The following is a 13,312-nucleotide window of genomic DNA, read 5'->3' as shown; positions in this document are numbered from 1 at the left end:
GGCCTCGATGTCGGTCCTGTCCGCGTTCCGGGCGTGCCACGTCTTGATGAGAAGGACCGCGAAGAGTTGTTCGCTTTGCTGCGCAGATGGCGGGAGGCGGATGAACTTTCCTCCAGCTGACGCATCGATGCCAATGACGGCCATTTCGTGAACCAAATCTGATCGGCGCCGGAGAAACTCGCTTCGGCGCCGCACTCTCCTATACCGTCGTTTACGCAGTTTCCCTTGGATTGAGATGAAGAAGAGATCGGCGATCGTTGAGGTCGCAGTCAGAGCACCACGACCTTCGCTCCTACGCTGACCCGCCTATAAAGATCCATCACATCCGGATTTGCCATGCGGATGCAGCCGGAAGATACAGCCCTGCCGATCGAGTTGGGCTCATTGGTGCCATGGATGCGATAGAGGGTGGAACCGAGATAGAGCGCCCTTGCCCCAAGGGGATTATTGAGACCGCCCTCCATGTGATCGGGTAGTTCCGGGCGACGGGCGATCATTTCCTTGGGGGGTGTCCAATCGGGCCATTCCGCCTTGCGGCTGACCGTTTCCGTGCCCTTCCAGGAAAACCCCTGCTTGCCGACGCCGATGCCGTATTTGAGTGCGGTTCCGTCATTCTGAACCAGATAGAGGCGTTTCTCCTTCGTGGAGATCACGATCGTGCCCGGCTCGTAGCCGGAGAAGGGGACCACCGTGCGCGGGATCGGAGATCGCGCCATGGCCGCACGCTGGTCATCCTTGACGCCTGGGTTGAACTGCGGGGAAGTCTCGCGCGGATCGATCGAAGCCTGCCGTGGTAGCCGCCGGGGAGGAGGCGGGAAGTCGCCGTCCTCGTCATCATAATAGTCATAGGCGTCGCCGCGATAGTAATAGCCATCATCGAGGCGCCGGTCGTCCCGATAGCGCGGTGGTGCTTCTCGGAAATATCGTGGAGCAACGTAGTCGTCGCCATAATCCGGTAAGTATCTCCATTCCTGTGCATGCGCGGCGACGCTTGCCATCAGCACTGCCACAGCGGGCAAAAGAACCAGTCTCATAGTCTTCATGTCGCAACCATATTTCCCGAAATCGTGCCCCGCGAGGGTGGGCGGCTTGCGCCGACAATTCCGGAAACGGCGGGCGTAATTGTGGCAAGACGGCTGAAAGTCTCACAATCAGGTGCTAGATACCGTCGATAATGAAGATATTGCGGCAGGTTTGGAAGCACCTGCAAATCCCGGCAAGCCGATCGGCAGAATCGCCAGGAGGACTATGGTGCGAGCTGAATTGGGCACCCGATGGCGCCCCGCACCTATAGAGATACCGCTATTCATTATCGAACGCTCGATTGCCGGTTGGAGCCGTTAAATTCCTGCTCCGTCGAGCTGCTCAGCGTCGTCGCCTTCCCAGGGCGAGGGCATCGAGGTCCGATTGAGATTGGCCGAGGGAAGCGGCATCCAGCACTTCAATTCCGGCTCGGCATATTCAATGATACACCCCGGCGCAGAATCGGAAGCGCGCCAGCCTTCCGACCCGAAGCGATCCCCACTCGACCAATAGGCAAGGTCGACTTCTGCCGGCCCTTGCTCGGACGGCCGGATCGTAACGAGAATTCTGCTGCCGTCTTTCGGCGCGCTTGCCATTTGGCGCCAGCGATCTGGCTCGTCCATCATTATATTCCTCCTGCCTCGCTCCAGATTGGAAGTGTCGCCTCACCATTGGAAACGGTCAACTCAAACTTTGCGCAATCCAGCCACTGCTGATTGATCTTGGATCGAAATAGATCGCGATTTTCTGCAATCGGTGGCAGCAACCGCTGCCGATGTTTTGATGGATATAGCGGTCTCTTTTTATGGGAGAGAGCCGCGTTTGGCGCTGCCTTAACGGTGCGTAGCGCCTCCATAAGCAATAGCGGCTTAGATAATTCGAGGTCTTCGGCCGCGGGCAAGCTTTCGGCCGGGATCCATTTGCGCGAACGCCTCGATATTTTTCGGAACCAGCGGCCCATGTCTGCGTAGACTTATGTGACAAGCTTTGCTGGGTCCTAGCGAGCGCGCAGCGCGGTGCTTCGTGTCGTGCCTAGAAAGGGCGAATTTCATTGTACGACGATCCCTGGAGTCATGTCGAAAGGAGGCCGCATGTCCAGATACACGCCTCTGGTGCTTTTCTTCATCTGCGCGGGATTGCTGACTTGCATGATCAGTGTCGGTTTAGCCTCCCTTCTTCAATGAATGGGGCCATCCCGGGCCACAAAATACGGCCTATGACGCCGTGCTTTGATGTGCCGCTAGTGCCCAGCGGCAATGGCTCGATAGGCCTCGCGGCCGGCGACCCAGGTGCGCCGGACGACGGGTACATCGCCCTCGGGCCATTCGACCAGGATGAGGTCGGCTCGACTGCCGACCTTGATCGTACCGCGATCGTCAAGGCCCGATGCCCGTGCGGGATTGCCGGAGACCAGCGGCCACAGATCTTGCAGCGATCCCACGCCATCTGCCTTCAGGCGCGCGAGTCCCAGCAGCATGGCGGGATAATAATAATCCGAGGCGAGGATATCGCAGAGGCCCTCGCGGATCATGTCGGCGGCCCCGATCGAGGCGAGATGACTGCCGCCGCGCGTTGCATTCGGCGCGCCGAAGACAATAAAATCACCCGCATCACGGGCGGCGCGCGCCACGCGGCGGTTCATGGGGAATTCGCAGATACGTGCACCGCGTGCGCGATAGAAATCACGCGTCTCAATCTGGCTGTCGTCATGCGAAAGCATCGGAGCGCCGGCAGCCTCGCCAAGCGCTGAGACTTCGTTGATAGCCGCCAGCACTTGCGGCCGGCGCTCCCACATGGTGCGTGCCATGGCGATCATGTCGGAGACAGGCAGCTTTGCCCTCTTCGCCCGTTCGGCCATCTTGTCCGCGAAAACCGGTGAGCCCGGATCCAGAGCTGGGAAATTCGGGTCGAGATCGAACGGCCGTTCCTGCAGCGATATCGAGGGATCAAGCAGCAGCATCGATGTGTGATCGTTGAAGGCAATGGAGGGTTGCCGAGGACCTGACAACGCATCGCGAATAAGATCGATCGCCTCAAAACAAAATGTTTCCCAGCGCAATTGGACCCGGTTGTCGACCATCAACCTGGAAGCCAGCGTATCGAGCGAGGAAACCACCGCGCGGCCGTTGTCGACGGAGCGCAGCCCCGGCTCCCAACTCAAGGTCAGTGCGTGGAAGGCTGTGGCGATGCCATTGGCAGCAAGCTGTCGATCCGTTTCGAGCAGCGCCGGCGCAACAGGCAACATCGTGCCCGGACGCGGCATGAGCTGTCGCTCGAAAGCGTCGCCGTGGACATCCACGAAAGCTGGCCCGAGAAGATGACCGCGCCCGTCGATAACGGCGGCTCCGTCGCGCGCACCGTCGATATCAGTGATACGTCCCTCTTCGATCCGTATCGATGCTGGTTGCAGGCGGTCGCCGAAGACAACGGTGGCGCCCTCGATGAGAATGGGAGAATTGTGGTGCATGGGCGGCCTGTTTCGCGACGTGACGAGGGCGGGAATCGCAGCCCTGTGGCGGCTGATTTCCAGCACGTGCTTCTAGTGACACGATATGACAGATTTGAGAATGCTGTTGCCAAATCTCCCATCCAAAACGGCTGCCGCCGCCCACCGTGGTCGAGCAATGGATATCGACACTATCGATACGTCAAAGTCCAAGCATTCTCTGCAACACCTCATCTCTCCGAATGAAATGGTGCCAGAGGGCTGCCAGTATATGCAGGCTGACAAGAACATAGAGGCAGTAAGCACCGTATTCGTGGATCTGCGCAGCGATTCTTTCCAAGCCCCTGTCAGGCGACAGCAGGTTGGGCCATTGGAAGAGACCGAACCAGGGCAGATCATGCCCCCCAGCGGCGGAGGTGGTGTAGCCGGCAAGCGGCATCAAGATCATCAGGGCGTACAGCAGGATATGCGCGCCGCGCGCTGCGTGATGGTTGAAGACGTCTAGCGGACGCCGATGGGCGGGTTCGCCAAACGAAAGTCTCAGCGGCAGCCGGATGGCGATGAGGACAAGCGCCGTCATGCCGAGCGATTTATGTACATCGAGGAGGGCGCGGCGCAGAGGCGTGCCGGGTGTGAGATAAGAACAATAGAGACCGATAAGGAGCGCGGAAATGATGATGACAGCCATTAGCCAATGCAGGAGCCGTTGCGATGGCCGGTAGCGGGCTGTCGGAAGCGTGGTTGATGCTTCGTTGGTGATGGACATATGTTTCTCCGGTCGTCCTGGGGTACTGCGCGGATGCGGTGATCGGCGCGAATGTGGCTGATTTGAGGGCCTATTCATTCACCTTCCTGCGAGCGGAGTCGGATCGACAGCCGGCAAGGCTTCCCAGGGCGGCAAAACGGGCTGTCCGTTGCCTCATAGAGAACAGGCCTGCCGCCCGGCGCTTTGCTCGTGCCAGATGCCGGTCGCCGATCCTATCGGTCTGCCTTCGGAGGGAGGATCTGGGCCTTGTCGCCGGCGGTAGACAGGATCTCGCAGCTCTCGGTACGGGACGGCGCTTGACCCTCCGTGGCGAGAGCCTTGGTACAGATGCCGATCTCGTGCCCCTGGATCCGGAAGAAGGCGATGCCTCCGGCCTCGAGCGCCAGTCGCAGTTGCGCTTCCGTCGCCCGATGCAGGCTATGGCGATTGCCCTCGTAATCGCGGATCGTGCTGCGCGACACGCCCGAACGGTCGGCAAGGTCCATCTGCGTCCAATCGAGGAAGCCGCGGGCCGCCCGGCAGAGCGCTGGTGTCAAAATCATCGCCATCTTACCTTGACGCAGGGTTTCAAGCTGCCCATATTGGGCGATATCTATCATATAGGGCATAATATAGCGGATTTCCAGGGGTTTTGCCGACTGGCGTGATCCGGCCAAGCGAAGGAGCAACGTTTTGGGATAACGAGCGGGCCTATTTTTATTTTAGCACTTTTGGCTCTGCCGTTTATCGGAAGTCTTCTTTCCGTATGCCTCTTGCGCACGCAGTCACGGCGTGGCCCGGCCTGGATTGCCGGAGCTGTCACATTTCTGGCGCTGTTGATTTCCGCAAGCTTCTATCCTGCCGTCAAAAACGGCGGTGTCGTCCGTTATAGCATAGAATGGCTGCCGCAGTTAGGGCTTGATTTCAGTCTCAGGCTGGATGGCTTTGCGTGGCTGTTTTCGCTCGTCATCACCGCCATCGGTTTTCTCGTCATCGTCTATGCTCGCTACTACATGTCGGAGGAGGACCCGGTTCCCCGCTTCTTCTCCTTCCTGCTTGCCTTCATGGGTGCGATGCTCGGCATCGTGTTGTCGGGCAATGTCATTCTGCTCTCGATATTCTGGGAGCTGACCAGCATCTTCTCCTTCCTGCTCATCAGCTATTGGCACAATTCGGCTGCCGCTCGTGATGGTGCCCGTATGGCGCTGACGATCACCGGGATTGGCGGATTCTGCCTGCTGGTCGGGCTGATCCTGCTCGGCCATATCGTCGGCAGCTACGATCTGGACAAGATCCTGACGTCCGGCGATATCATCCGCAATCATCCGCTCTATCTGCCTGCATTGATACTCATCCTGCTCGGTGCGCTGACCAAGAGTGCGCAGTTTCCCTTCCATTTCTGGCTTCCGAATGCGATGGCGGCGCCGACGCCCGTCTCCGCCTATCTGCATTCAGCTACCCTGGTGAAGGCAGGCGTTTTCCTGCTGGCGCGCTTCTGGCCGGTTCTCGCCGGCACGAATGAGTGGTTCTACATTGTCGGCGCCGCCGGCATCATCACGCTGCTGCTCGGCGCCTATTTCGCAATGTTCCAGCAGGATCTCAAAGGGCTGCTCGCCTATTCGACGATCAGCCATCTCGGTCTCATCACAACGCTGCTCAGCCTCGGCAGTCCGCTTGCGACGGTTGCCGCCATCTTCCACATGCTGAACCACGCGACCTTCAAGGCGTCGCTGTTTATGGCGGCGGGCATCATCGATCACGAGACCGGCACGCGTGATATGCGCCGTTTGAGTGGCTTGTTCCGCCATATGCCGTTCACCGGGGCGCTTGCGATCGTCGCGAGTGCCGCCATGGCCGGCGTGCCGTTGCTCAATGGCTTTCTATCCAAGGAAATGTTCTTCGCCGAAGCGATCGAAACCCATGCTGATTCCATCCTCGATCGTATGCTTCCCTATGTGGCGACGCTCGCAAGCGCCTTCAGCGTCGCCTATTCGCTGCGCTTCATTCAGACGGTGTTTTTCGGGCCGGCGCCGACCGATCTGCCGATCGCCAAGCCGCATGAGCCGCCGCGCTGGATGCGCTTCCCGATCGAGCTTCTGGTCGTGGTATGCCTGGTTGTCGGCATCGTTCCGGCGCTTTCGGTGGCGCCCTTCCTGCAGGCAGCCGTCGTCAGCGTTCTCAACGCCGATACGCCGCAATACAGCCTCTCTCTCTGGCACGGCTTCAATCTGCCTGTTATCATGAGCATTGTCGCATTGGTCGGCGGGACGGTGTTCTATTTCGCCTTCAAGGATTATTTTTCGCGATGTGACGACGGTCCGCCCCTCTTTCGCCGCCTGAAGGGACAGCGCATCTTCGAGCGGGTGCTGGTCGAGGTTTCCTGGCACTGGGCGCGAATAGCCGAAAAGCGGATCGGCACGCGCAAGCTGCAGCCGCAGCTTCGCTGGGTGGTGGCAACAGGCTTTGCGGCCGGCCTGCTGCCGCTCTATCTGTCGGGCTTCCAGGCCAAGCATTTTGCCTTTTCAGGCGCCGATCCGGTGTTCGCCGTCGTCTGGGCGATCGGGATTTGCTTGGCGATCGGCACTGCCTTTTTTGCCAAATATCATCGGCTTGTTGCCTTGGTGATGCTGGGTGGGGTCGGATTGATCGTCTGCATGACGTTCATCTGGCTGTCGGCACCGGATCTTGCGATTACCCAACTTCTCGTCGAGATCGTCACGACGGTGCTCATCCTTCTAGGCTTGCGCTGGCTACCGAAGCGGACAGAAGGGATTGACGATACGGTGAATTTACGCGCTCGTTTCCGACGCTTCCGCGATTTGGCGCTCGCCGTCATCTGCGGCATCGGCATGATGTTCATTTCCTATGCCGTCATGACCATGCCGGTGCCTGACGCCATCGCGAATTACTTCCTGGAAAATGCCTATTCGAAGGGCGGCGGCCGTAATGTCGTCAACGTCATCTTGGTCGATTTCCGTGGCTTCGATACGCTTGGCGAAATCGCCGTCCTCGGTGTCGTCGCCTTGACTGTCTATGCGCTGCTGCGTCGTTTCCGCCCGGCGCCCGACAGCATGGAGATGCCGGAGCAGCAGCAGATCCAGAACCGTTTCGACGAGGAACGGCCGGAGCGCTCGGCCGGCGATACCGTGCGCGACTATCTGCTGGTGCCCTCCGTCATCATGCAGTGGATGTTCCCCTTCGTGATCGCCCTGTCGGTCTATATCTTCATGCGGGGGCATGATGCGCCGGGCGGCGGCTTCTCGGCCGGTCTCACGCTCTCGATCGCCTTCCTGTTGCAATATCTGGCCGGCGGCACGCGTTGGGCGGAGGATCGCATCCGCATCCTGCCGCTGCGGTGGATGGGCGCCGGGCTTCTGATCGCGACGGCAACGGGCATCGGCGCCTGGTTCTTCGGCTATCCATTCCTCACCTCGCATTTCCAGTATCTCGACGTGCCGTTGATCGGCAAGGTGCCGGCGGCAAGCGCGCTGCTCTTCGATCTCGGCGTTTTCCTGCTCGTCGTGGGATCCACGGTTCTGATCCTCGTCGCGCTTGCGCACCAGTCGATTCGTATCAACCGCTTGCGTGCGCTCGATGCCGACAAGGCAAAGGGGGATTGATGGAACTCATCTTGTCCATTGCGACCGGTGTCATGACGGCGTGCGGCGTCTGGCTGATCCTGCGTCCACGCACCTACCAGGTCATCATCGGGCTGTCGCTGCTCTCCTATGCGGTCAATCTCTTCATCTTCGGCGTCGGCGGCGTGAAGACGAACGTGCCGCCGCTGCTTGGCGATGGCACGGCAACGCACGCCTTGGCAGATCCGGTGCCGCAGGCTCTGGTGCTGACTGCGATCGTTATCGGCTTTGCCACAACGGCTCTGTTCCTGGTCGTACTGCTTGCCTCACGCGGCCTCACCGGTACGGACCATGTCGATGGCAGGAGTGACCGGAAATGACGGGCTGGTCGCATCATCTCATCATTGCGCCGATCCTGGTTCCCCTTGTCGCGGGTGCGTTGCTTGTGTTCATCGATGAGCGTTCGCGCACGCTCAAGGCGCTCATCAGCCTCGTTGCAACGCTATTGCTGGTGGGCATTGCGCTTGCGCTCTTCCGTGCAGAAGGCGGATCGCCGGGGCAAGAGCGTGCGTATCTACTAGGAAACTGGAGCGCGCCCTTCGGCATCGTGCTTGTGCTCGATGGCTTGTCGGCACTCATGCTGCTGCTGACATCCATCGTTGCCGTTGCCGCGTTGATATTTTCGTTGGCGCGTTGGCATGCGGTCGGTGCGCATTTCCACACCATGTTCCAGTTGCTGCTGATGGGGGTCAACGGTGCGTTCCTGACGGGTGATCTCTTCAATCTCTTCGTCTTCTTTGAGGTCATGCTGGCCGCATCTTACGGCCTTCTGCTGCACGGCTCCGGGCCGCTCCGGGTCAAGGCGGGCATGCATTACATTGCCGTCAATCTCGCAGCCGCGCTGCTCTTCCTTATCGGCGTCAGCCTGATCTATGGCACGGCAGGAACGTTGAACATGGCGGATCTTGCCATGCGCATCCCGGAAATGTCGGCAGATCGCCGCATGTTGATGCAGGCGGGCGCCGGCGTGCTCGGCATCGCATTCCTCATCAAGGCCGGCATGTGGCCGCTCTGCTTCTGGCTGCCGACGGCCTATAGCGCGGCGTCGGCGCCGGTTGCCGGCGTGTTTGCCATTCTCAGTAAGCTTGGCATCTACGTCATCCTACGGCTGACCATGCTGCTGTTCAGCGCCGGTCCGTCCGCCGGCTTCGGCGCGACCGTGCTTCTCTATGGCGGGATGGCAACGCTGATCTTCGGAACGGTCGGTGTGCTGGCGTCGCAGGCGCTTGGCCGGCTGGCGGGTTTTTCGGTGCTGGTCTCATCCGGTACGCTGCTTACGGTGATCGGTATCAACGATGGCTCGATCTCGGCCGGTGCGCTAATGTATCTCGTCAGCTCGACGTTGACGATCAGCGCATTCTTCATGCTGATCGAGCTCGTCGAGCGCGGACAGGATGCGGGCGCCAGCGTTCTCGCGGTCACGATGGAGGCCTATGGCGATGCCGAGGAGAAGGAGCCGGCAGAAGGCGATGGCGTGACCATGCCCGGCACCATGGCGATGCTCGGCATCTGCTTTGCCGCCTGCGGCATCCTGTTGGCCGGCCTGCCGCCGCTTTCCGGCTTCGTCTCCAAGTTCGCCATGCTCTCGGCCATGATGGGGACCGGCGCGATCGGCATTCCGCCGAGCACTGCGGTATGGACGTTGATTCTGCTGGTTATTCTTTCCGGCATTGCCGCTTTGATCGCCATGACACGGGCCGGCATACGCACATTCTGGAGTTCGCTGGAGGGCGTGGTTCCCCGCGTGCTCGTCATCGAGATATTCCCCGTCATGGGCCTGCTCGCATTGACGCTCGCATTGACCATCTGGGCAGGCCCCGTCATGCAATATATGGATGCGACCATTCGCACGCTCAGCGACCCCAATATCTATGTGGATGCGGTTCGCAATGCGGTAGTTGCGCCCGCAAAAGCGGGAGGTCCGTGATGCTGCCTTATCCGCTCATGGCGCTGAGCCTGATCCTGATGTGGCTGCTGCTGAACGGCTTCACGCTCGGTCAGCTTATCCTTGGCATCATCGTCGCCGTTTTCGCCTCCTGGGGGATGGCATCGCTACGACCCGAAAAGCCGCGGCTGCGGAAATGGTATCTGCTGCCCAAACTCTTCTTCCGGGTCGTTTTCGATGTGGTGAAATCGAATGTACAAGTGGCCTGCATCATCCTGAGAGGGCGTTCGCGCAAGACGACGCCGGGTTTTGTGGTTCTTGAGCTCAGGGTGCGGGATCAGATCCCGCTGGCGCTGCTTGCGGTTATCCTGACCAGCACGCCGGGCTCTGCGTGGCTGGAATATGATTCCAACGACAACACGGTGCTGCTGCATGTGCTCGATCTCGAGAACGAGGCGCAATGGCGTCAAACGGTCGCCAACCGTTATGAAAACCTGCTGATGGAGATTTTTGCATGAGCGCCACGATCATCCAGATATCCGTTACGATTGCGCAGATGATGATCGTGGCGGCGATGGCGATCGCCTCCATTCGTATGTTCCGGGGACCGCGCGCGCAGGATCGCATCATTGCACTCGACACGCTTTATGTGAATGCCATGCTGCTCCTGTTGACTTTCGGCATTGGAACCGGCCGCGTCGTCTATTTCGAGGCGGCACTCGTCATCGGCATGCTGGGCTTTGTCGCAACGGTTGCCTTGGCGAAATTCCTGATGCGCGGGGAGGTGATCGAATGAGCGCCTCATTTGAAAACATACCTCTGTGGGCCGCTATCCCCGTCGGCGGACTTCTCGTGACCGGCGCTTTCCTGACGCTCGTCGGCGCCATCGGGTTTCTGAGGCTTGGAACATTCTACGAGCGCATTCACGCGCCGACATTGGGAACGAGCGGCGGCATCGGCGCGATCATGATCGCGTCGATGATCTTCTTTTCGACCGCGACGCGGTCCCTCGTCATTCATGAACTGCTGATCGGTATTTTCATAACCGTGACGACGCCGATCACCTTCATGCTGCTCGCCCGCGCGGCTCTGCATCGCGATCGTGCCGAGCAGAACGGCAATGTTCCGCCAAAACAATCGCCCGAGCAGAAGCCGGCCGAGGGGCGTCCGTCATAGGTGACCGACCACTACGGCCGCACGAAGATGCCGCGCTGGGTCTTCTATGGGGTCGCGGCACTTAACGCTCAAGCATATAGCGGCACTGGACGATGGCTTCGCAGCGCGCTCGTGAAAAAAGCTCTCTGTTGCCGACTGGCCTAAAGCCCAGTTTGGTCAGCACCCGTCCCGAGGCGGGGTTGTCGGATGCGTGACCGGATTCGAGCCTGGACAAGCCGACCACCTGGAAGGCAAAGCCGATCAGTGCTCGCGCAGCCTCGAAGGCATAGCCCTTTCCCCAGGCTTGCCTTTCCAGCCAATAGCCAAGGCTGCCCTCGCTCCCGGTAATGCCATCGACGTCGACGATGCCGATCATTCTTTCCTCTTGTTCGATGGCGAAACGATAGGCGGAGCCTTCGGCCCATTCGCGCCCATGGCTGGAAAACCAATCTCTGATATCGCTTTCGTCCGGAGGGTATGAGGCGTTGCTCAGCATACGTGTCACGGCCCAGTCGCTCTGGATTTCGAATGCGCGTGTAGCGTCGATGGCCGAGGTAGGGCGCAAGCGGAGGCGTGCCGTCTCGATAGAAGAGCGCTGGATTGATTTTGCTGTCATCATGGAAGTGTCTTGCCGGTAGAAAGATGGCGATGTGCGGTGAGGGCTCGTGAGTTTACTATCTCCGCGCGAGATGATGATGGGAAGCGATTTTATCAAGCTGCCGTTTTTTAGTCTTAGCCAATATATTGCCGCAATGGGCGCGCAAAAGCGCCGCCTCTTGCGGGCCTGGCCTGCGGGAATGTGGGACCGGCCGTGAGAGCGTTCCGTTTACGAGGGGCGAACCCCCTTTCGCGGTCCGGTCCTTTATCGCCGCGTCTTCCCGCAGATCCCCGCCGACCGCTGAAGCCGTGCCGTAGCCTTCATTGAGGCAGCGCGCTGGCGCTGGCGGTACTCGCGTCTATGACGTCTTCGTCGATTGTTTCCAGAACGTTTGCTCAATCATATCCGCATTGAAGATGCGGCATACGAACATGATAGCTTCGATCAAGATGCTGCAACAAAGTTCTTGTTCGATCGGCATGGCGACCTGACGAAGGTGGTCGCATCGATGAACACCTATGAATTTGCCGGACAACAAAATAGCGGTCAGCGCTAGCTGCTATCAATAAATTGTCGATACGCCACAAGTTTTATACTGTCGTGGGTTACTTCGAAGCGAGTATGCGCAGCAGCATGAGGGTGTCGAAGTTCCAGATCGGAACGAGAGCGGCCTGTCCCAGCGAATGAAAAGATAAGAAATTTGCGCTTCGGGGTCGAAAAGGCGGCGATAGGACGGCCGAAATGCGATTTGCCCCGCAATAATAACGGATTATGTTGCCATTATACATCTATCCTTTACATATATGCGTGCATCCCTGTGGAGGAGCTCCGTCAGCTTTTTTGAAGCGATGGCGGCGTGACAAGGAACGCTAACCTGAAGAGATCAGATCAATGGCAAACTTTCTTGAGAAATGGACTTCCAAAAAGGCTGACAAGCCGAAGGCTGGTGCGCGGAACGTTGTTGATACATTTCGTGCCCGAGTAGCAGAACAGAAGGCATATCTGGAGGAGTACGAGCGCGACGCGGCTGGCTTCAAGAAGTGGCGCTCCACCTGGTTCCAGCGCGTTCCGGGCGGATATGGCGTAACGGTCGGTCGTGACTCGATCAATGCCGGTCGCGGCTTGAGCTATGTCGTCGTCGATACCATCAAGGACGTGGCTGAGTTTCTAGATGATCTCGCCTATCATGCGGAACACGATGTTGGTTTCCAGCAGGCTCTCGAGCAGAACCGCCAGCGTCGTGTCGCACTCCTGAACGCGGCAAAGACGGGAGGCAAGGCAACAACGTCCAAAGCGAAAGCCAAGGCAAAGCCCGCAGCGGCAAAACGGGCTGCCGCCAAGCCCGCTGCCGCCAAGACGTCGACGAGAGCTACCCGGGCAAAGGCTGCTGTGGCAGCTCCCGCACCGGCTGCCGCAGAAGCGGCAAAGCCGAAGCGCACTCGCAGGACGAAGGCCGCCGGCGCGGCAGAATGAAGCTGAAGAAGCCCGCCTCGCGCGGGCTTCATTTTGTCTTCCTTCTGCATGAAGGACTATGCGTCAGTTGAGGTGAGACGTAGCATCTAGCAGCATCTATGTTGCAGATGCCGTTTCACGGACAGGAACGAATACTCGGATCGCGATAGGCATAGCTGGCGCTTCGGACTTTATCGCATGAGTGGATCGGTGAAATTTCCATCATGTGTGTCGGTCATTCAAAAGCCATAAAACTGGTGAGACTTGGAAAGGCAAGATGGATCGGCATGATCCAATAGCCGTTGCTTGATATGTTCGTGAGGCATCAGCCTGCATCACCGCATATCCCTGTTTGCAACGCGCTCATCCA

General features: G+C 59.1%; 13 protein-coding genes and 2 pseudogenes. 9 read left to right on the top strand and 6 right to left on the bottom strand.

All coding sequences use genetic code 11. The annotated features are described in order from the left end of the window. Positions 1 to 120: pseudogene (locus FHT73_RS29540) on the top strand (dihydrodipicolinate synthase family protein); the annotation flags it as partial. A 149-nt stretch (positions 121 to 269) separates the two neighbouring features. Here FHT73_RS29540 and FHT73_RS20000 read toward each other — a convergent pair. From FHT73_RS20000 to FHT73_RS19980, 5 genes and pseudogenes are all read right to left on the bottom strand, one after another. Continuing rightward, a complete protein-coding gene (locus FHT73_RS20000; RefSeq protein WP_183714170.1) occupies positions 270 to 1,043 on the bottom strand; it encodes a L,D-transpeptidase in 774 nt (257 codons plus the stop codon). A gap of 297 nt (positions 1,044 to 1,340) precedes the next feature. After that, a complete protein-coding gene (locus FHT73_RS19995; protein WP_112337400.1) occupies positions 1,341 to 1,646 on the bottom strand; it encodes a hypothetical protein in 306 nt (101 codons plus the stop codon). A gap of 617 nt (positions 1,647 to 2,263) precedes the next feature. Further along, positions 2,264 to 3,490: an alpha-D-ribose 1-methylphosphonate 5-triphosphate diphosphatase gene (locus tag FHT73_RS19990; protein ID WP_112415123.1), complete on the bottom strand. Its 1,227-nt coding sequence runs from the start codon at positions 3,488 to 3,490 to the stop codon at positions 2,264 to 2,266. A 181-nt stretch (positions 3,491 to 3,671) separates the two neighbouring features. Continuing rightward, on the bottom strand, positions 3,672 to 4,235 hold the full coding sequence (locus FHT73_RS19985; RefSeq protein WP_112604012.1) for a cytochrome b: 564 nt from the start codon (positions 4,233 to 4,235) through the stop codon (positions 3,672 to 3,674). 323 nt (positions 4,236 to 4,558) lie between these two features. Then, positions 4,559 to 4,843 (bottom strand): annotated as a pseudogene (locus FHT73_RS19980) (helix-turn-helix domain-containing protein); the annotation flags it as partial. Between the two features lie 69 nt (positions 4,844 to 4,912). On the opposite strand from FHT73_RS19980, the gene FHT73_RS19975 reads away from it, so the two are divergent. Genes FHT73_RS19975 through mnhG form a run of 6 tightly spaced genes read left to right on the top strand, consistent with a single transcriptional unit; the run spans position 4,913 to position 10,913 of the window. Continuing rightward, positions 4,913 to 7,834, top strand: coding sequence for a monovalent cation/H+ antiporter subunit A (locus tag FHT73_RS19975; protein ID WP_183714208.1), 2,922 nt, complete (start codon positions 4,913 to 4,915; stop codon positions 7,832 to 7,834). Next, the gene (locus FHT73_RS19970; RefSeq protein ID WP_183714168.1) at positions 7,834 to 8,172 is read left to right on the top strand and encodes a Na+/H+ antiporter subunit C; all 339 of its coding nucleotides are present in this window, start codon (positions 7,834 to 7,836) and stop codon (positions 8,170 to 8,172) included. The genes FHT73_RS19975 and FHT73_RS19970 overlap by 1 nt, the downstream gene beginning before the upstream one ends. Next, positions 8,169 to 9,779, top strand: a complete 1,611-nt coding sequence (locus FHT73_RS19965; RefSeq protein ID WP_183714165.1) for a monovalent cation/H+ antiporter subunit D — start codon at positions 8,169 to 8,171, stop codon at positions 9,777 to 9,779. Before FHT73_RS19970 ends, FHT73_RS19965 begins: the two co-directional genes overlap by 4 nt. Beyond that, complete coding sequence (locus tag FHT73_RS19960) at positions 9,779 to 10,255, top strand: Na+/H+ antiporter subunit E (RefSeq protein WP_183714162.1); 477 nt, start codon at positions 9,779 to 9,781, stop codon at positions 10,253 to 10,255. The genes FHT73_RS19965 and FHT73_RS19960 overlap by 1 nt, the downstream gene beginning before the upstream one ends. Continuing rightward, positions 10,252 to 10,533: a K+/H+ antiporter subunit F gene (locus FHT73_RS19955; RefSeq protein ID WP_015342766.1), complete on the top strand. Its 282-nt coding sequence runs from the start codon at positions 10,252 to 10,254 to the stop codon at positions 10,531 to 10,533. The genes FHT73_RS19960 and FHT73_RS19955 overlap by 4 nt, the downstream gene beginning before the upstream one ends. Then, positions 10,530 to 10,913: a monovalent cation/H(+) antiporter subunit G gene (gene mnhG, locus FHT73_RS19950; protein ID WP_183714159.1), complete on the top strand. Its 384-nt coding sequence runs from the start codon at positions 10,530 to 10,532 to the stop codon at positions 10,911 to 10,913. Before FHT73_RS19955 ends, mnhG begins: the two co-directional genes overlap by 4 nt. 61 nt (positions 10,914 to 10,974) lie before the next feature. On the opposite strand, the gene FHT73_RS19945 is transcribed toward mnhG, so the two are convergent. Beyond that, complete coding sequence (locus FHT73_RS19945) at positions 10,975 to 11,511, bottom strand: GNAT family N-acetyltransferase (RefSeq protein WP_183714156.1); 537 nt, start codon at positions 11,509 to 11,511, stop codon at positions 10,975 to 10,977. Between the two features lie 355 nt (positions 11,512 to 11,866). Between FHT73_RS19945 and FHT73_RS19940 the strand changes: the two genes are divergently transcribed. Together FHT73_RS19940 and FHT73_RS19935 are read left to right on the top strand one after the other, a co-directional pair. Then, positions 11,867 to 12,046, top strand: coding sequence for a hypothetical protein (locus tag FHT73_RS19940; RefSeq protein ID WP_162700996.1), 180 nt, complete (start codon positions 11,867 to 11,869; stop codon positions 12,044 to 12,046). 335 nt (positions 12,047 to 12,381) lie between these two features. Continuing rightward, positions 12,382 to 12,963: a hypothetical protein gene (locus FHT73_RS19935; protein WP_183714153.1), complete on the top strand. Its 582-nt coding sequence runs from the start codon at positions 12,382 to 12,384 to the stop codon at positions 12,961 to 12,963. Positions 12,964 to 13,312 lie beyond the last annotated feature (349 nt).

Origin of the sequence: Rhizobium sp. BK098 (assembly GCF_014193155.1) — a bacterium.
Classification (GTDB): Bacteria; Pseudomonadota; Alphaproteobacteria; order Rhizobiales; family Rhizobiaceae; genus Rhizobium.
This window is presented reverse-complemented; position numbering and strand designations above follow the sequence as displayed.

Coding starts and splice junctions, on each gene's coding strand:
- FHT73_RS19985 (WP_112604012.1), bottom strand. CDS start 4,235: ATGTCCATCACCAACGAAGCATCAACCACGCTTCCGACAGCCCGCTAC.
- FHT73_RS19965 (WP_183714165.1), top strand. CDS start 8,169: ATGACGGGCTGGTCGCATCATCTCATCATTGCGCCGATCCTGGTTCCC.
- FHT73_RS19970 (WP_183714168.1), top strand. CDS start 7,834: ATGGAACTCATCTTGTCCATTGCGACCGGTGTCATGACGGCGTGCGGC.
- FHT73_RS19945 (WP_183714156.1), bottom strand. CDS start 11,511: ATGATGACAGCAAAATCAATCCAGCGCTCTTCTATCGAGACGGCACGC.
- FHT73_RS19995 (WP_112337400.1), bottom strand. CDS start 1,646: ATGGACGAGCCAGATCGCTGGCGCCAAATGGCAAGCGCGCCGAAAGAC.
- FHT73_RS20000 (WP_183714170.1), bottom strand. CDS start 1,043: ATGAAGACTATGAGACTGGTTCTTTTGCCCGCTGTGGCAGTGCTGATG.
- mnhG (WP_183714159.1), top strand. CDS start 10,530: ATGAGCGCCTCATTTGAAAACATACCTCTGTGGGCCGCTATCCCCGTC.
- FHT73_RS19935 (WP_183714153.1), top strand. CDS start 12,382: ATGGCAAACTTTCTTGAGAAATGGACTTCCAAAAAGGCTGACAAGCCG.
- FHT73_RS19990 (WP_112415123.1), bottom strand. CDS start 3,490: ATGCACCACAATTCTCCCATTCTCATCGAGGGCGCCACCGTTGTCTTC.
- FHT73_RS19960 (WP_183714162.1), top strand. CDS start 9,779: ATGCTGCCTTATCCGCTCATGGCGCTGAGCCTGATCCTGATGTGGCTG.
- FHT73_RS19955 (WP_015342766.1), top strand. CDS start 10,252: ATGAGCGCCACGATCATCCAGATATCCGTTACGATTGCGCAGATGATG.